This is a genomic window from Streptomyces sp. NPDC001100, from assembly GCF_053598575.1.
Genome location: NZ_JBSFKO010000009.1, coordinates 153384 through 170889, shown reverse-complemented (window position 1 = coordinate 170889; position 17506 = coordinate 153384). Strand labels below are relative to the sequence as shown.

Genomic DNA, 17506 nt, shown 5'->3' with positions numbered 1-17506 from the left:
GTCCTCGGTCGGTGTGCGTCAACGGCCGCTCGGGTCGCGTTCGAGCAGCGGAGCCGCGTCGGAGAGTACCCCGGAGATCCTGGCGAACGTCGCCTCGTCCCGCTCCACGGCGTCCAGCACCGGCCCCGCGGCCGTGTTCCAGCGCCGGGCCACCGCGGCCGGGTCCTCGCCGGTCAGCAGGCCCGCGGCCTGCGCGGCGGCGCCGAGCGCGACCAGTTCCTTCGCCTCGGGCACCTGGACCGGGCGCCCCGACAGCCGCCGTACCGTCTCCTGCCAGGCGGTGCCCCGCGCGCCCCCGCCGATCAGCAGCAGCGGTGTGGTGCGGTCCGCGTCCTCGTCGAGGACCAGGTCTAGCGCGCCCAGCAGCGCGTGCACGGCACCGTCGTAGGCGGCCTGGAGGAGCTGGCCGCCGGTGGTGTCGTGGCGCAGGCCGTGCAGGAGGCCCGAGGCGTTGGGGAGGTTCGGGGTGCGCTCGCCGTCCAGGTAGGGGAGCAGCGTGACCGACGTGCCGGGTTCCACGGCCTCCCGGTCCAGGCCCAGCAGGGTCGCGATCCGGTCGACGGCGAGAGTGCAGTTCAGTGTGCAGGCCAGGGGCAGCCAGTCGCCGTGCGCGTCGGCGAAGCCCGCGACCGTGCCGGACGGGTCGGCCGGGCGGTGCTTCGACACGGCGTACACCGTGCCCGAGGTGCCGAGGCTGAGCACGGGCGCGCCGGGGCGCAGACCGAGGCCCAGCGCGGCGGCCGCGTTGTCGCCGGTTCCGGGGGCGACGAGAGTGCCCTTGGAGAACGGCAGGTCGTGACAGTCCCGCACGGTGCCCGCCACCTCGCCCGGACGCACCACCCGGGGCAGCAGCGCCGGGTCGAGCCCGACATGCCGGAGGATCTCCTCGTCGTACGACTCGGTCCCCGAGGCCCACCAGCCGGTGCCGGAGGCGTCACCCCGGTCGGTGGTGCCCTGGCCCGTGAGCCGTTCGGTGAGGTAGTCGTGCGGGAGGCGTACGGCGGCCGTCGCGCGTACGGCCTCCGGCTCGTGCTCGGCGAGCCAGGCCCACTTCGTGACCGTGAAGGAGGCGCCCGGCACGCTGCCGGTGCGCTCCGCCCAGGCCTTCGGACCGCCCAGTTCCTCGATGAGGCGGCGGGCCTGCGGCGCCGACCGCACGTCGTTCCAGAGCATGGCCGGGCGTACCGGCTCGCCCTGGGCGTCCAGGGTGACCAGGCCGTGCTGCTGGCCGCCGATCGACACGGCCGCCGCTTCGTGGGCCGCGTCCCCGCACTGGCGCAGGGCCTCGCACAGGGCGTCCCACCACTGCCGGGGGTCGCTCTCCCGGCCCGCCCCCGAGGAGACGGTGTGCGGCGCCTGGCCACTCGCGACGATCTGGCCGGTGGACACGTCGACGACCAGTGCCTTGGTGGACTGGGTGGACGAATCCACGCCGACGACGAGCGGACCCTCGGCTGCTGACATCGGGTTTCTCCCTTGTGTGCGGCATGTGTCTCCGCCCGGAGACACATTGTCCCTTCCCAGAGACGCTCCGGCATACTAATTTGTAAACCGCCATGACGAAATAGTCGGAGCGAAGCAACAAGGAGCCGCGTCATGAACTACCAGCCCACCCCCGAGGACAGGTTCACCTTCGGCCTGTGGACCGTCGGCTGGCAGGGAAGGGACCCGTTCGGCGACGCCACTCGCCGCGCCCTCGACCCGGTCGAGACGGTGCAGCGCCTGTCCGAGCTCGGTGCCCACGGTGTGACCTTCCACGACGACGACCTGATCCCCTTCGGGTCCTCGGACACCGAGCGCGAGGCGCACATCAAGCGCTTCCGCGAGGCCCTCGACGCGACCGGCATGAAGGTGCCGATGGCGACCACGAACCTCTTCACGCACCCCGTCTTCAAGGACGGCGCGTTCACCGCGAACGACCGCGACGTGCGCCGCTACGCCCTGCGCAAGACGATCCGCAACATCGACCTCGCGGTCGAGCTCGGCGCCGAGACCTACGTCGCCTGGGGCGGCCGTGAGGGCGCCGAGTCCGGCGCCGCCAAGGACGTGCGCGTCGCGCTCGACCGCATGAAGGAGGCCTTCGACCTCCTCGGCGAGTACGTCACCGACCAGGGCTACAGCATCAAGTTCGCCATCGAGCCCAAGCCGAACGAGCCCCGCGGCGACATCCTGCTCCCCACCGTCGGCCACGCCCTGGCGTTCATCGAGCGCCTTGAGCGCCCCGAGCTCTACGGCGTCAACCCCGAGGTCGGCCACGAGCAGATGGCCGGGCTCAACTTCCCGCACGGCATCGCCCAGGCCCTGTGGGCGGGCAAGCTCTTCCACATCGACCTCAACGGCCAGTCCGGCATCAAGTACGACCAGGACCTGCGCTTCGGCAACGGCGACCTGCGTGCCGCCTTCTGGCTGGTCGACCTCCTGGAGAGCGCCGGTTACGCCGGCCCGAAGCACTTCGACTTCAAGCCGCCGCGCACCGAGGACCTCGACGGCGTCTGGGCGTCCGCGGCCGGCTGCATGCGCAACTACCTGATCCTCAAGGAGCGTTCGGCCGCCTTCCGCGCCGACCCGGTGGTCCAGGAGGCGCTGCGCGCCTCGCGGCTGGACGAACTGGCGCAGCAGACCGCGGCGGACGGCCTCAAGGCCCTGCTCGCGGACCGCTCGGCGTTCGAGGACTTCGACGTGGAGTCGGCCGCAAAGCGCGGGATGGCCTTCGAGCAGCTCGACCAGCTCGCCATGGACCACCTCCTGGGAGCACGCGGCTGACGGCACGCACGCGTGTGTCACTCACGAGCCCGCCGGTTCTCGTGAGGTCCTCTTTGTGACCGACCCTCGCGCGGAATGCTCCGGAATCATGCGATCCACGGCATGAGTCCGTATCAACCACCGCGCGGGGGTCGCGTCATGACCTCCACGAGGCGACTCTTGTCGGTATGGCCATGCCGCCCGTACCGCCGCGACCACCCGGGCCACCGGACGCCACCCCGCCTCAAGGGGGCGGCTTCGGACCACCTCCCGGGGACTTCGGGCACGGACCGGGAGGGGGCTACGGAGACTACGAACCGCCACCCCGCAGGCGCCCCCGACCGCTGTTCGTCCTGCTCACCGTGATCGTGGCGGCCGGAGCCGTCGTCGCCGTCGCGCTGATGGTCTTCGGGGGACACGACTCACCGGACAAGAAGCAGCCGACGGAGAGCAGTTCGAGCAAGAGCCCCTCCCTGGGCCTCCCGACGAAACTCCCCACCAGCCTGCCGACGGCGCTCCCCTCGAAACTCCCCTCTGAGCTGCCGAGCGAGATCCCGAGCGACATCCAGTCGCTGCTTCCGTCCCTGCTCGGCTAGGGCCTGTCCGGCATGGTTCGCCGGACAGGCACTGGTTCCCTCAGGAGCGGACGCGTCCTAGATGCCGTGGGGGAGCTTCAGGTGCACCAGGGTCGTCTCGATACCGCTGTCGACCAGTCTCCCCTGCGCGTCGAACGCGCCCGCGCCGTCCGTCATCCCGAAGTCGTTGTCATTGATGAGGGCGAGCGTGTCGTGGTCCACGCGCGCGATGCCCTCGATCTTCTGCGGCACGCCGGAAACGGTCCCCAGGTCCACGACCAGCTTCTTGGCCAGCACCGGGACACCTGCAGCCGCAGGGTCGGCGAGCTGCTCCAGCGACGGGGACGTCGTGTCGTCGTCGTAGCGACCGCCGAGGATGTTCGACTTCCGCTCCAGCCCGACCAGTTGGAGCCGGGCCGCCTTGTCGGTGCGCTCCTCGACCAGGAGCCGGTCGCCGCCCACGGCGACCACCGAGGAGATCTTGAGTTCGGAGGTGTCGTCCTCGCTGGGGTCGAGCACGTTCACCGGGTCGAAGCGGTACGCGTACTCCGCCGTGACCGCCTTCTTCTTCGTGGAGAAGCGCAGCAGACGGGTGGTGAGCGACGCGTCCCCGGCGTCCCCGTCCGGGAGCGAGAGCGGGCTCTGCAGGGCCATCACCAGGTCACCGCCGGGCAGTTGGGCGAGCCCCTCGAAGCCTCGGTTGATCTTCCGGTGCAGCAGGACGGCCGGCAGTGCCTCCACCACAGGGTAGTCGGTCCCGGTCAGACGCAGCCCCTTGGGCACGTACCGCGTGAGCACCTTCCCGCGCGCGGAGACATGCACCAGTGAGGGGCCGTATTCGTCGACGAGCCAGAACGATCCGTCCCCGGCCCGCACGATGCCCTCCGTGTCCAGCCCGTTCGGGTTGTACGACAGTGGCGTCTGCGCGTCGTAGGAGTACGGCGCCTCGTCGCGTCCCTGCTGGTTCGGCAGCCCGGTGACGCCCTTCCCGGAGGACGTGGTGATCGGGACGGCGTCCAGGACCTTCACCGTGTCCCCGGAGACACGGATCTTCACGATCGCCGGATCGAAACCGGGCACCGGGAAGGTACGGCGCTTCGTCCCGCTCACCTTGATCTGGCCGTTGGGCCCGCGGTCGGTGATCGTCCAGTACTCGCCCTTGCGGCCGGCCGGGTAGATGTCGCTGCCGATGCCGCCGAGGTCCACTCCCCGGTCGTTGTCCACCGATCCGGGCAGCAGCGCGTTGCTGAACGCGCCGAGCGGGATGTCGCTCAGCGTCGCTGTGCGGGTGACATGGGCGGCTCCGCTCCCGGAAGGGGCTCCGGCGGCCGTACCGGCCGCCATCAGGGCGACCGCGATCGCGAGCGGAACGCCCGCCGCGACGGGACGACGAACTCGGCGCCGGACGGGGGCGTGCGGGGACATCTGGCCTCCTGAGGACAAATTCGTTGGCAGCGGCCAGAGTTGGTCCCCAGGAGGAACCGTGGTCGACGGCCGGATGAATCCGGGGTGTCGGCCGCTCGTCGGGCAGGCGCGGGCCTGGAAGCTGCACTCAGCGCGGGGCACCGAACCACTTGGGCAGGTGATCGAGCAGATCCTCCTGATCGTCACCGACCCAGGCCACATGACCGTCCGGCCGCAGGAGGACAGCGGATACGTCCGGTTCGGGTTCCTCGCCGACGTCGACGATGTGGTCGACGCGATCCGTCCAGCCCGTTGCCGAGAGCCGGCCGGTCCGGTCGAGCAGCAGCCCCCGGCCGCCGTGCATCAGCCCGTAGAGGTGCCCCTGCGTCAACTTCACGTCCCGCATCCGCCGTCCGACGAGTTCATGCTCGTCGCCGAAGTCGTAACGGATGCCGACCGCGGTGATCATCTCGGTCACGTACCGGTTCACCTCCTCGAAGTCCATCAGAGTGGAGAACAGCCCCCGTAGTGCGGTGGCACCGGGATCGCTCCCCAGGAGCGTGATCTGCGCGCGCGTGTTGTCGAGAACGCGGGCGCCCACCGGATGCCGTTCGGTGTGGTAGCTGTCCAACAGTCTTTCCGGAGCCCACCCGTTGACCGCGGCGGCCAGTTTCCAGCCGAGGTTGAACGCGTCCTGCACACCGAGGTTGAGCCCCTGCCCGCCGGTCGGTGGATGGATGTGCGCCGCGTCGCCGGCCAGCAGCACCCGGTCCACCCGATAACGCTCGGCCTGCCGCGTGGCGTCGCCGAACCGCGACAGCCAGCGCGGCGAGTGCACGCCGAAGTCGGTGCCCGCGACGGCCAGCAGCTGCCGCTTGAAGTCCTCCAGGGCCGGCGGGGCCGCACGGTCCTCGGCCACCCCGTCCGCGGGCACCACGACGCGGTACATGCCGTTCTCGCCGGGGCTGACGCCGAACCGCAGCTGGGTCTTGCGGACTTCCTCGACGACGGCCGCGATCGTGTCCGGATCCTCGGTCACCGCCATCTCACCCAGCAGTGTCTCGACCGTGGCGGGCTCCCCGGGAAAACCGACGCCGAGCGACCTTCGCACCGTACTGCGGCCACCGTCGCACCCGACGAGGTAGCGCGAGCGCAGGTGTGTGCCGTCCGCCAACTCGGCTGTCACACCGGCCGCGTCCTGGCTCAAGCCCACGACTTCGCGGCCGCGCAGGATCTCGGCGCCGAGTTCGACGGCACGCTCGCCCAGCAGCCGCTCCGTGACCGGCTGCGGGGTGGCGACACCATAGGGGTGAGCCGTGTCCGAGCCGTCCGGCCAGGGCTTGACGATGCCGCCGAAGAGACCACCGGCCACGAACTTCCCACTCACCGCGAGAAACCGGTCGAGAAGACCGCGCTGGTCCATGATCTCGACGCTGCGCGTGTGCAGACCCTGCCCGCGGGACTCCCCGGTCGGCTCGGTCAACTTCTCCAGGACGACCACACGCACGCCGTGCAGCCGCAATTCACAGGCCAGCATCAAGCCGGTCGGTCCGCCGCCGACCACGATCACGTCCGTCATCGAAACGCTCATTCAACACCCATTCAACGAGATCGCTTTCCTGTCGGCCGCCCTGGGGGCATCTGTTCCACGGACCACGCGTTTCCGCAGGTCCTGGCCTCGGTCGGCCATTTTGCGGCACTACGGGGGCCTTGCCGCAAGCCCCGTACTGCGCTATACGTTGGGTGTGGCAAGGAGCGGACGACCTCCTTGCCTTTGTCTTTTTCGACGCCTTCGACGCACTTCTCCGGGCGGCCGATTTCACGGGGCAGGGGCGCCGGGGGTGTCGTCAACCCCCCTGTGAGGACCCGGATGTCCCCCGTACGGACACGGGGGGTGCCGCCATGGTCGCGACCGGTCACCGATTCGTACGTTTGCTCAGGTCACCCCGTTGCCTGAGAGCCGGAGACCGGACATGTCCCAGACCACCGCAGTCGTCGGCGCGCATGACCCGGGGGAGGCCGTAGCGGCGCCCCCAGGAAGCGAGTTCGCGCCCCTCCTGCGCACGGTCAGGAGCCGAGGCCTGCTGGAGCGGCGGCGCGCCTGGTACGCCCTCTGTGTCTCCCTCAACGCCCTCGCGCTGGCCGGCGTGGTGGCCGGCATCGTGCTGATCGGAGACTCCTGGGCGACCCTGCTCCTGGCTCCGCCGCTGGCCGTGTTCGGCGCCCGTACGGCCTTCATAGGCCACGACGCGGGCCACTCCCAGATCGCCGGCGGCAAGACCGCCAACCGCCTCATCGGCCTGATCCACGGCAACCTGCTGCTGGGAATGAGCTACTCCTGGTGGAACGACAAGCACAACCGCCACCACGCCAATCCCAACCACATCGACAAGGACCCGGACGTCGTCGCCGACATCCTCGTGTTCACCGGTGAGCAGGCCAAGCACCGTTCCGGTTTCCGGCGTTGGCTCACCCGCAACCAGGCCTGGCTGTTCTTCCCGCTCACCCTCCTCGAAGGCGTCGCCCTCAAGGTGCACGGTTTCCAGGACCTGCGACGGCAGCCCAGGCGCGAACGGACCGTCGAAGGCGCGCTCCTGGTGGGCCATGTCGCGGCCTACGCCACGCTGCTGCTGACCTCGATGTCCCCGGGGAAGGCACTCGCGTTCGCCGCACTCCACCAGGCCCTGTTCGGACTGCACCTCGGTCTGGCCTTCGCCCCCAACCACAAGGGCATGGAGATGCCGGACCCGAACGGCGAACGATGGGGCCATCTCCGTCGCCAGGTGCTCACCTCACGGAACATCCGGGGCGGCCCCCTGACGGACTGGTTCCTCGGAGGGCTCAACTACCAGGTCGAACACCACCTCTTCCCGAACATGCCGCGGCCCAATCTGCGGCTCGCCCAGCCGTTGGTGCGCGCCCACTGCGAGGATGTGGGTATCCCCTATGCGGAGACCGGGCTCGTCGACTCCTACCGACAGGCCCTGCGCCACCTCCACGAGGTGGGGGAGCCGCTGCGGCCGGAGTGGACGGAGTGACGACGGAGCGGCCGACGGCTCGGGGACTGGCCGCCCCGGGGACCAGTAGGGGAGCGTCTCAGGGATGTCTCAGGGTCGCGGTCCGGAACTGTGGGAAGCGCGGACCCGTTTCCACATTAGAGAGCGGCCGTGGCCGCGGAGGAGGCAATACATGTCGAGGAACACGAAGATCGTTGTAGGAGGTGTGGCGGTCGGACTGATCCTGTTGATCTGGCTGCCCTGGTGGGTCTCATTCCTGATAGTCGTGGGAGTGCCGGCCGCCGCGTATCTCACGCTGGATCCCTCGCAGCGGCGCCGGTTGCGCCGCGTCGCGGGCAAGGAGATCGGCCGCTGACACCGACACACCGACGCCCCACCGCGCTCCCACCGGGCGCGCGGGAGCAGAGAACAGCACAACACCGTCCGTGAAGCTGCTGACAGCAGCTTCACGGACGGTGCCCGACCACGGGAGCGTACGACCGCTCAACTGGGCCGTACGGCAAGCTTGTCCAGTGCCTCCAGGAGGCTTGGCAACTCCGGGCCCCGACCCACCGGCAGCACCTCGCCCGGCTCCTCGTCGAGCAGGACGAACGCGATGTCGTCGGTCCGGGCCACCATCGACCAGCCGGGGCCGTCGGCACGCAGCGTGCGCGCCTCGCCCGGTGCGAAGGACGATCTGACACGCCCGAGAGGCGGTGGGGCGTCTACATACGCCCGGGCCTCCGACAGCACCCTGCGGACCCCGCTGTGGCCCGTCGGCCGGCCTTCTCCGCCGCCGTCCGAAGCGACCTCGTCCGTCTCGGACGGGTCTTCGGCGGTGACGTCACCCGGTGACGACTTCGAAGACTCGGCTTCCTCGCCGGACTCGCCCTCCTCGCCCTGGGCCGAGAAGGTGGAGTCGTCGATCTGCTCCCGCCACAGGGCCCACTGCAGCGCGATCTCGTCGGCGCCCAGCCGTCGCTGCGCCGGGCCCCAGGTGGTGGTGTCCGGCGGGGTCAACGGCGGACGGTCCACGAGGTCGGGGTCTGGATCGTGCGGCGCGGGCACATTGGGAGCCGCGACCGCGACCGCGAGCGGCCAGCCCGGCAGGGCCGCGACCACCGTGCGCTCGCTCGGCGACAGGTCGTACTCCATGCCGCAGTCCCAGGACGCGATGGCGACCGCGACCAGCGACACGTCGTCGATGACGACCGTCCACCGCGCGCCTTCGCCGTCCTGGCCGAGCACCAGGCCGTACCCGTCGGCGAGCGGCGCCATGCCGAGCGCGGCGCAGGCCTCCGGATAGTCGTCACCCAGCACACTCGGGAACTTCGCCGGCGTCAGCAGCACCGCCGTGAGCACATAGAGCGCGTCGTCCTCGGCGGCGACGGCCTCTTCATCCGTGTCGGCCATCCCAGCCTCCCCATCATTCGTCCAACCGCGCGCACCCTAGTGTGCCCGGAAGCCGCTTGTCACGACTCCCAAGTACACGCGGAGCTGCAGTTATCCGTCTGGACAGGGCGAAATGACCACCGGCAACCCGAAGTGTCAGGCCGCGGGGAGCCCGAGAAGGGCCCGGGCCACCGTCCGCGGCGACTCGTCGCGTTCCCTGGCGAGCGCGACCACGGCCCGGCACGCCAGCTCGCTCACCCCGAAGGACAGCGCCTCCGGCGACACCCAGCCCGCGGCCTCGTCGATCCGGTCCTGGTCGTCCTCCGCGCGTGCCGAGACGTAGACGGCCGCGGCCTCGAACAGGTTGTGCCCCCGCCGTTCTGGGCTGCCACCGGCCTCCGAGCGCGTGGAGGCGAGAATTCTGGCGAAGGTCTTGCGGGGCCTGTCGAACATGCTGACCACCTTCCCCCTGCGTGATGTTCTGTCGCCGACCGTCCATCTACTGCTACCCAACATAGAGTTGGAGTTGCGGCGACAGGAGGGGGGCGTTGTGGTGAAGCACTTCCAGCGTCCCGCGGCGGAGCGGCTCAGCCCTCGCGCACGGCCAGTGCCAGGAAGCGGGCGTCCTCGTCGGCGTACGACGTCATGCGCCACCCCGAACCGGCGAGCAGCGGACGCAGATTGGGCTCCGCCCGCAGGTCGTCCGGGGTGATCTGCCGTCCCTGACGCGCCGCGAGCGCCGCACGGCCGATCGGGTGGAACAGGGCCAGCGTGCCGCCCGGGCGCACCACACGCGCCAACTCCCGCAGATTCTCCTCCGGTTGGGGCAGGTGCGCGATCAGGCCCGCCGCGAACACGGCGTCGAGCGATTCCGTCCGCAGCGGCAGCGCGGCCACATCGGCGAGCAGCAAGCAGCCGTCCCGGCCGCGTCCGGCCCGTACGGCGGCCTCCAGCATGGCCGGGGTCAGATCGGCCCCCACCACCACTCCCGAAGGCCCCACGGCCGCACGGAGCGGCGGCAGGGCGCGCCCCGTCCCGCAGCCCGCGTCGAGCACACGGTCTCCCGCGCGCAGCGCCAGTTCGGCGACGGCCGCCGCATAGGCGGGGCCGTCGTCCGGGAAGCGGCTGTCCCAGTCCGCGGCGCGCGCACCGAAGAATTCCCGGACATGCGTGTGGTCGTCGTTCATGTTCCGCATGATCCCTCACCGACACGGATGACGCTTCGGTGCACACGTTCGAGCGTGACGCGGTCGTTGAGGCGCCCGACTGCGTCATATTGCAACACCTTTCGAAATGCGCCCCCTTTGTGCACCCGTGCCCCCACTAACGTCCCCTGGTCATGGGACACCTGGACCACGCGACCTTCGGCTGGCTGACACCCGTGCTGTCCTACGTGATGGCCTGCATGGGCTCCGCACTCGGGCTGCGCTGCACCGTCCGCGCACTCGGCGCGGCCGGCCGGTCGCGCCGCAACTGGCTCGTCACCGCGGCCTCCGCGCTCGGCACCGGCATCTGGACCATGCACTTCGTGGCCATGCTCGGCTTCGGCGTCAGCGGTACCGACATCCGCTACGACGTGCCACTGACCGTGCTCAGCCTCGTCGTCGCCATCGTCGTCGTCTGCGCGGGTGTCTTCGCGGTCGGCTACGGCCGCGACCGGGGCCGCGCGCTCTTCCTCGGCGGCCTCACCACCGGACTGGGCGTCGCGAGCATGCACTACCTGGGAATGGCGGCGGTGCGCTTGCACGGCGACGTGAGCTACGACCCGGTGCTCGTCGGGCTCTCCGTCCTCATCGCCGTCGTCGCGGCGACCGCGGCCCTGTGGGCGGCCCTCAACATCAAGTCGCCCATTGCGGTCACCGTCGCCTCACTCGTCATGGGGGCGGCCGTCGCCAGCATGCACTACACCGGGATGTTCGCGGTGCGCGTGCACGTCACCCCCTCCGGCTCGGTCCTGCCCGGGGCCACGGCGATGCAGTTCATCTTCCCCCTCGCCGTCGGCCTCGGGTCCTACCTGTTCCTGACCTCGGCGTTCGTCGCACTGTCGCCGACGACGGGAGAACGCGAGGCGACCGCCTCGGCCGAGCGGCCCGCCGAGAGCGTCGCCCACTGACAAGCGGACCGACCGACCAGGGCCCGCTACGGCACGCCCCGAATCCACTCCCGAGCGAGGAGGCCATGCGTAACCCCCGTAGGACCCCCAGAGCCGGCGCCGAGACGCCGCCGCCCGTGCGCGGTCGCCGCGCACACGCCGGACCACCCGCCGACGAGCTCTTCGACGAGCCCCTGGACGCACCGCGGGGCGAGGTACTCCCGCGCGCGGGGCGATGGCGGATGCGACCTCGCACCGTACGGGCCAAGATCGTCTGTCTGCTGATGGTGCCGGTCGTCTCCCTGCTCGCCCTGTGGGCGTACGCCACCGTCAGCACGGCCCAGGACGTCGCTCGGCTACGGCAGTTGCAGCGCGTGGACTCTGCGGTGCGCAGCCCCGTCGCGGACGCCGTCGCCGCGCTGCAGGCCGAGCGGTCGGCCGCGGTGCGCTACGCCACCGACCCCGGCGCCGAGCCGAGCGGTGACCTGAAGAAGCTGGCCGCGAACACGGACCGGGCCGTGGGTCGGCTGCGGCTCGGCGACACCAGCACCGTCGCCGACGGCGAGGAACTGCCGGCCGGAGTCGCCCAACGCCTGGAGACCTTCGTCACCGGAGCCGAACGACTGCGCTCGCTGCGGGCCGACGTACTCGACCACCGCGCGGGATGGGACGAGACGTACGGGCAGTACACGAGGACCATCTCGACGGCCTTCGCCGTGGGCGGGGCGCTCACCGGAATCCAGGACGCCGCCCTCGGCTCCGACGCGCGCGTGCTGCTGGAGTTCTCCCGGGCCGCCGAATCCCTGTCCCAGGAGGACGTGGTGCTCGCGGGTGCCCGTCTCGACGGCCGCCTCGACGGGGAGCGGCTGCGGCTGTTCACCGGCGCCGTCGACACCCGCCGTACCCTCACCGACTCCGCCACCGCGGATCTGCGGGGCTCGGAACGCACCGCCTGGCGGAACCTCGCCGACACCGGCGCCTACACCGTGGTCGGCGCGGTCGAGGACAAGGTGCTCGCCGCCAACTCGGGGACCCGCGCGATCGCTTCGGCTCCTGAGAGCACCTGGAACGACGCGCACGCACGCGTGCGGGACGGCATGCGCGGCATCGAGGCGGACACGGGCAGCGGAGTCGCGGACCGCGCCGATCCGTTTGCAAGAGGACTGCTCACCCCGGCCGGCGCCGCCGTCCTGCTCGGTCTCGCCGCCGTCATTGCCTCGCTCGTCATCTCGGTACGCATCGGACGCGGCCTCGTCGTCGAACTGGTGAGTCTGCGCAACGACGCCCTGGCGATCGCCCGCCACAAACTCCCCGAGGCCATGCGGAGACTGCGTGCGGGGGAGGAGATCGACGTCCGCGCGGAGGCCCCGCCCGGACCGGCAGCGGAGGACGAGACCGGGCAGGTCGCCGAGGCCCTGGGCACCGTGCACCGAGCCGCCCTGAGAGCCGCTGTCGAACGCGCCGAACTCGCGAGCGGCATCTCCGGGGTCTTCGTCAACCTCGCCCGCCGCAGCCAGGTCCTGGTGCACCGTCAACTGAGCCTTCTGGACAGCATGGAGCGCCGCTCCGAGGACCCGAACGAACTGAGCGACCTGTTCCGCCTCGACCACCTCACCACCCGCATGCGACGGCACGCCGAGAGCCTGATCATCCTCTCCGGAGCGGCACCCGGCCGGGCCTGGCGCATGCCGGTCTCCCTGACCAACGTCGTGCGCGCCGCCGTGTCCGAAGTCGAGGACTACGCGCGCGTGGAGGTACGCCAACTCCCCGAAGCCTCCGTCCTCGGCACGGCCGTCGCCGACCTCACGCACCTGCTCGCCGAGATCGTGGAGAACGCCGCCCAGTTCTCACCGCCGCACACCCGGGTGCGCGTCACCGGCGAACCCGTCGGCAACGGCTACGCCGTCGAGGTCGAGGACCGCGGCCTGGGCATGGGCCCGGAGACGCTGGCCGAGGCCAACCGCCGCATCGAGCAGTCCGAGGCCCTCGACCTCTTCGACAGCGACCGGCTGGGCCTCTTCGTGGTCAGCAGGCTCGCCGCACGCCACGGCATCAAGGTGCACCTGAGGACCTCGCCCTACGGCGGAACGACAGCGGTCGTGCTGCTGCCGACGGCCCTGTTGCACGGCGGAGCGGCCGAACGGACCCCCCGCGCGGCAGTGGACGACGGACAGCGGGCCGTGGAACGCGAGTACGCGCGCGTGCCGTCCCCGCCCCAGCACCAGGAGTCCGTCTCGGCAGCGGCCGACCGACCCGCGCTGGCGTCCCCGCCCCGGGCCCCGGCGGAACCGGCGAACGGCACCCCGCCCCCTGGAGTCACCACCTTGCGACTGCACCGACCTCCCGAGGACACCGAAGCCCCCGAGGACGGCGACGACCTGCCCCGCCGGGTACGACAGGCGAGCCTCGCCCCACAGCTCCGCGAACAGCCCGCCGCGGACCGGGAACGGGCGCCTGCAGCCCCACGTGACGACCACCGCAGTCCGGAGGTCGTACGGGACCGGATGGCGGCCTACCGCGAAGGCTGGACGCGCGGCGGCGGCAGGCAGCCGGGCCGCGGCGCCACCCCAGGCCCCGCAACGGGCAGCGACAGCAGCGAAGGAGACCCCGCATGATCCAGGACCCGAGCATGAGGGCCGCCCAGCGGTCCGGTGAACTCGACTGGCTGCTCGACGATTTGGTGATGCGCGTCGGCGAAGTGCGGCATGCCGTGGTGCTGTCCAACGACGGCCTCGCCATCGGCGCCTCCACCGACCTCGACCGTGAGGACGCGGAACACCTCGCCGCGGTCGCCTCCGGATTCAACAGCCTCGCCAAGGGCGCGGGGCGCCACTTCGGTGCGGGCGGAGTGCGGCAGACCATGGTGGAGATGGACGACGGCTTCCTGTTCGTGGCGGCGGCCGGGGACGGCTCCTGCCTCGCCGTCCTCACCTCTGTGACCGCCGACATAGGCCTGGTGGCGTACGAGATGGCACGGCTGGTCAAGCGCGTCGGCGAGCACCTGTACACGCCGCCGCGCGTCGGTGCGCGGCCACCCGCCGCCGGATGAGGCGAGAAGGCGGTCCGTTCCGATGACCGAAGACATGATCGGTGTCCCGCTCGAGCCGGGCAGCCAGTGGTACGACCAGGAGGCAGGGCCCCTCGTCCGCCCCTACGCCATGACGGGCGGACGTACCAAACCGGGCCCCACAGGGGTGCGGTTCGACCTGATCGCGCTGGTCACGCTGGACGCGGGCGCGCCCGGCTTCGACGACGACACCGGGCTCGGACCGGAACACCGGGCCCTCATCGACCTGTGCCGTACGGAAACACAGTCCGTCGCCGAACTGGCCGCAGGAGCGGACCTTCCCCTGGGGGTGGTCAGGGTGCTCCTGGGCGACCTCCTGGAGCTCGGCTGCGTCACCGTCAGCCGTCCGGTGCCGCCCGCGCAGCTTCCCGACGAACGGATTCTGCGCGAGGTGATCGAGGGGCTCCGGGCACTGTGATGAAACTTCAGCACCACTCGAACGCGTACGACGACGACTTGTGCACCCTTCCGCACGCCGAACAGGTGCGAGACGGTCACATCGGGCAAATAGTGGTCCAACCGCCTGCGGTGGGGCCGTACTTGCCAGAATGCACGCCTACGGACGTCGACCGTTGCCGGCACTCCCGAGAGAAGTGATCGATGGTCTCCGAGCACTCCGATGCCGAAGGCGGCGACACGACCGCCCTGGCGTTGAAGATCCTGGTCGCCGGCGGATTCGGCGTGGGCAAGACCACCATGGTGGGCGCGGTCAGTGAGATCAGGCCGCTGCGCACCGAGGAACTGCTCAGCGAGGCCGGCCAGTTGGTGGACGACACCGACGGCGTGGACCAGAAGGTCACCACCACCGTCGCCATGGACTTCGGCCGCATCACCATCAGGTCCGGCCTCTCCCTCTACCTGTTCGGCACACCGGGCCAGGACCGCTTCTGGTTCCTGTGGGACGAACTGTCGCAGGGGGCCCTGGGGGCCGTGGTCCTCGCGGACACCCGGCGCCTTGAGGACTGCTTCCCCGCGGTCGACTACTTCGAGCACCGGCACATCCCGTTCGTGGTGGCCGTCAACTGCTTCACGGGCGCCCGTAGTTACGGCGCCCACGACGTCTCCCGTGCCCTGGACCTCGACCGGGGGACACCGGTGGTCCTGTGCGACGCCCGGGACCGCGACTCGGGGAAGGAGGTGCTGATCCGGCTGGTCGAGTATGCCGGGCGGATGCACACCGCCCGGATGCTCGACTCGGTGGGCTGATCGGAGCTCCTATTCCGAAATGCCCTTCAGGGCCACCACCTTCTCGACCGTGACGCGGACGAGGAGTTCGCCCGGCACTCCGTTGCGCGCGCCGAACTCCTCGGCACGCTCCTCACCCATGTACCGGGCCCCGATCCGGGCGGCCCAGTACCGGAGTTCGCCCGGTTCCTCCGACAATGTGGCGCGCCCCTGCAGCACCACGAAGTCGAACGGCGGACGATCGTCGTCCACGCAGAGGGCGACTCGCCCATCACGGGCCAGATTGCGCCCTTTTACCGTTCCTTTCGCCGTGTTGAACACCACGTCGTCCCCGTCGAGCAGGAACCAGATCGGCGCCACATGTGGGCTCCCATCGGCGCGAACGGTCGACAGCTTGCCCGTGCGCGTGCCGTGCGAGACGAACGCCCGCCATTCCTCGTCGGTCATGTTCTGTGCCATGCCCCTATCCTCCTTGCCCGGGCGACAGGCGTGGTGAAGGCTGACGGGTGATCCTCCGGCCAGGAGGAGACGCGACACGGGGAGGCCGGAACATGGCGCAGAACCAGGGACTGAGCTGGCTGCTGGACGATCTGACCGAGCGTGTCGAGCACGTACGCCACGCGCTGGTCCTGTCCAACGACGGACTGGTGACCGGCGCGAGCACGGGACTTCGCCGCGAGGACGCGGAACACCTCGCCGCCGTCTCGTCCGGACTGCACAGCCTGGCCAAGGGCTCGGGACGCCACTTCGGCGCCGGCGGGGTACGGCAGACGATGATCGAGTTCGACGACGCCGTCCTCTTCGTCACCGCCGCGGGCAGTGGCAGCTGCCTGTGCGTCCTCAGCGGTGCGGACGCGGACATCGGCCAGATCGCCTACGAGATGACACTGCTCGTCAACCGCGTCGGCGAACACCTCGGCGTGGACGCCCGGCAGCCCGAGCGAAGTCCCGTCACAGACCTCTGACCTGTGTGTTCGCTCGCTCCCGCGAGGTTATCCACAGGCTTGCCACGAGATTTCCCGAACCGGCTACGGTTTGTCCATCGCGAACGCACACAGCGTGAGCAACGGACTCCACGGGGGAGATCGACCATGGCAGGCAACACCATCACCACACCGTCGGAACTCTCGTGCACGCCGAGTCGCGCGGCACGGGAACTGGGCCTCAAACGAGGCGAGTTCGACCTTGCCGTCCATCTCGGACGCATCCGCACCGTGCCCGACGAAGGGGGCGGCGGCCGACGCGTCGCCCACACCGAGATCGACCGCCTGCGCTCGGCGGAGGGGTTCCCGGAATCGCTCGTGGACAGCGTCAGGACCGTGGGCACCACGGACGGCGCGGCCCTCATGGAGGTCACCCCCGCCAGGTTCACCCGCCTCGCCCGGCTGGGACTGGTGGTGCCGGTGAGGTTCTATCTGAACCGCTACCGAGCCGTGGTCTGGCTCTATCTCGCCGAAGAACTACGGCAGTTCGCCACCGACCAGAACCACACCGCACTGCTGAACGGCCGTACGCCCGAAGGACTGCGCGGCCAACTCCAGGAGGGCCTGGACCTGAGGCCCCGCAACTGGCGCGGCCGCCACCTGGGATTCCTGCTGCGCGAGGCGGAGGGTCCGTGGGAACGCGCAGGTGCCCTGTCGGCCTTGCTCGGCCCCGTGCAGGTGGCCGAAATCGTCCAGGACCCCTACGAGCGCGCCCACCTGAACCGGTTCCGGCCGGACCCGCCCGCCCACGGCACTCCGGGCTCGCCCTCCGCTCACCTCGCCGAACGGATCATGACGGCGGAAGACCCGGACGAGATCAGCTGGCTGCGGGCGGACCTGGCCCAGGTGCTGGAGGAGGCGCGCCGCCATCGCCCGGCACCGCGACCCGCCTCGCGACCCGCTGTGTCACTGTCGCCCCCGGGCGAACGCCAGGCCGGACCACCGCCGTCCCCCGGCGAGTCCCCGTCCGGGCCGGCCCCGGAACCCAGGCGATCACGCGGCATGTTGAGCTGGCTGCGCCGCAGAAGCGCGTGAGCGGCGGAAACGGGTGAGCCGCGGCGCACGTCCGC

At 70.7% G+C, this 17506-nt stretch carries 18 protein-coding genes; 11 read left to right on the top strand and 7 right to left on the bottom strand.

The genetic code is table 11. The features are described from left to right. Positions 1-18: 18 nt before the first annotated feature. Positions 19-1464, bottom strand: a complete 1446-nt coding sequence (gene xylB / locus ACWDEW_RS15700; protein ID WP_450513178.1) for a xylulokinase — start codon at positions 1462-1464, stop codon at positions 19-21. Positions 1465-1596: 132 nt separating this feature from the next. Between xylB and xylA the strand changes: the two genes are divergently transcribed. Both xylA and ACWDEW_RS15690 read left to right on the top strand, forming a co-directional pair. Further along, positions 1597-2763 (top strand): xylose isomerase, encoded by a 1167-nt coding sequence (gene xylA / locus ACWDEW_RS15695; RefSeq protein ID WP_450513176.1) that lies wholly within the window; start codon positions 1597-1599, stop codon positions 2761-2763. A gap of 167 nt (positions 2764-2930) precedes the next feature. Then, positions 2931-3338 carry a hypothetical protein gene (locus ACWDEW_RS15690; protein WP_450513175.1) on the top strand — a complete coding sequence of 136 codons (408 nt, stop codon included), beginning with the start codon at positions 2931-2933 and terminating at the stop codon, positions 3336-3338. Positions 3339-3395: 57 nt separating this feature from the next. Here the strand turns inward: ACWDEW_RS15690 and ACWDEW_RS15685 are convergent, their stop codons facing one another. Together ACWDEW_RS15685 and rox are read right to left on the bottom strand one after the other, a co-directional pair. Continuing rightward, the gene (locus ACWDEW_RS15685; protein ID WP_450513173.1) at positions 3396-4742 is read right to left on the bottom strand and encodes an esterase-like activity of phytase family protein; all 1347 of its coding nucleotides are present in this window, start codon (positions 4740-4742) and stop codon (positions 3396-3398) included. Between the two features lie 127 nt (positions 4743-4869). Further along, positions 4870-6300, bottom strand: a complete 1431-nt coding sequence (gene rox, locus ACWDEW_RS15680; protein ID WP_450513172.1) for a rifampin monooxygenase — start codon at positions 6298-6300, stop codon at positions 4870-4872. Between the two features lie 394 nt (positions 6301-6694). On the opposite strand from rox, the gene ACWDEW_RS15675 reads away from it, so the two are divergent. Both ACWDEW_RS15675 and ACWDEW_RS15670 read left to right on the top strand, forming a co-directional pair. Continuing rightward, positions 6695-7759, top strand: a complete 1065-nt coding sequence (locus tag ACWDEW_RS15675; protein WP_450513171.1) for a fatty acid desaturase family protein — start codon at positions 6695-6697, stop codon at positions 7757-7759. Positions 7760-7910: 151 nt separating this feature from the next. Next, complete coding sequence (locus tag ACWDEW_RS15670) at positions 7911-8093, top strand: hypothetical protein (RefSeq protein ID WP_019069330.1); 183 nt, start codon at positions 7911-7913, stop codon at positions 8091-8093. 128 nt (positions 8094-8221) lie between these two features. On the opposite strand, the gene ACWDEW_RS15665 is transcribed toward ACWDEW_RS15670, so the two are convergent. The 3 genes from ACWDEW_RS15665 to ACWDEW_RS15655 all read right to left on the bottom strand — a co-directional run bounded on the left by ACWDEW_RS15665 (position 8222) and on the right by ACWDEW_RS15655 (position 10296). Then, on the bottom strand, positions 8222-9130 hold the full coding sequence (locus ACWDEW_RS15665; protein WP_450513169.1) for a hypothetical protein: 909 nt from the start codon (positions 9128-9130) through the stop codon (positions 8222-8224). Between the two features lie 135 nt (positions 9131-9265). Then, complete coding sequence (locus ACWDEW_RS15660) at positions 9266-9562, bottom strand: hypothetical protein (RefSeq protein ID WP_450513168.1); 297 nt, start codon at positions 9560-9562, stop codon at positions 9266-9268. 134 nt (positions 9563-9696) lie between these two features. Next, on the bottom strand, positions 9697-10296 hold the full coding sequence (locus tag ACWDEW_RS15655; protein WP_450513166.1) for a class I SAM-dependent methyltransferase: 600 nt from the start codon (positions 10294-10296) through the stop codon (positions 9697-9699). 152 nt (positions 10297-10448) lie between these two features. Between ACWDEW_RS15655 and ACWDEW_RS15650 the strand changes: the two genes are divergently transcribed. From ACWDEW_RS15650 to ACWDEW_RS15630, 5 genes are all read left to right on the top strand, one after another. After that, positions 10449-11222: an MHYT domain-containing protein gene (locus ACWDEW_RS15650; protein WP_450513164.1), complete on the top strand. Its 774-nt coding sequence runs from the start codon at positions 10449-10451 to the stop codon at positions 11220-11222. A 65-nt stretch (positions 11223-11287) separates the two neighbouring features. Continuing rightward, positions 11288-13816 (top strand): nitrate- and nitrite sensing domain-containing protein, encoded by a 2529-nt coding sequence (locus ACWDEW_RS15645; protein ID WP_450513162.1) that lies wholly within the window; start codon positions 11288-11290, stop codon positions 13814-13816. Beyond that, on the top strand, positions 13813-14250 hold the full coding sequence (locus ACWDEW_RS15640) for a roadblock/LC7 domain-containing protein (RefSeq protein ID WP_019069336.1): 438 nt from the start codon (positions 13813-13815) through the stop codon (positions 14248-14250). The genes ACWDEW_RS15645 and ACWDEW_RS15640 overlap by 4 nt, the downstream gene beginning before the upstream one ends. Before the next feature lie 22 nt (positions 14251-14272). Then, positions 14273-14686, top strand: coding sequence for a DUF742 domain-containing protein (locus ACWDEW_RS15635; RefSeq protein WP_450513160.1), 414 nt, complete (start codon positions 14273-14275; stop codon positions 14684-14686). Positions 14687-14868: 182 nt separating this feature from the next. Continuing rightward, positions 14869-15474: a GTP-binding protein gene (locus ACWDEW_RS15630; protein WP_450513158.1), complete on the top strand. Its 606-nt coding sequence runs from the start codon at positions 14869-14871 to the stop codon at positions 15472-15474. Between the two features lie 9 nt (positions 15475-15483). On the opposite strand, the gene ACWDEW_RS15625 is transcribed toward ACWDEW_RS15630, so the two are convergent. Continuing rightward, complete coding sequence (locus tag ACWDEW_RS15625) at positions 15484-15912, bottom strand: PPOX class F420-dependent oxidoreductase (RefSeq protein ID WP_262057240.1); 429 nt, start codon at positions 15910-15912, stop codon at positions 15484-15486. A gap of 92 nt (positions 15913-16004) precedes the next feature. On the opposite strand from ACWDEW_RS15625, the gene ACWDEW_RS15620 reads away from it, so the two are divergent. Together ACWDEW_RS15620 and ACWDEW_RS15615 are read left to right on the top strand one after the other, a co-directional pair. Further along, positions 16005-16418 carry a roadblock/LC7 domain-containing protein gene (locus ACWDEW_RS15620; RefSeq protein WP_450513156.1) on the top strand — a complete coding sequence of 138 codons (414 nt, stop codon included), beginning with the start codon at positions 16005-16007 and terminating at the stop codon, positions 16416-16418. Between the two features lie 126 nt (positions 16419-16544). Next, complete coding sequence (locus tag ACWDEW_RS15615; RefSeq protein WP_450513154.1) at positions 16545-17471, top strand: DUF6397 family protein; 927 nt, start codon at positions 16545-16547, stop codon at positions 17469-17471. Positions 17472-17506: the final 35 nt, after the last annotated feature.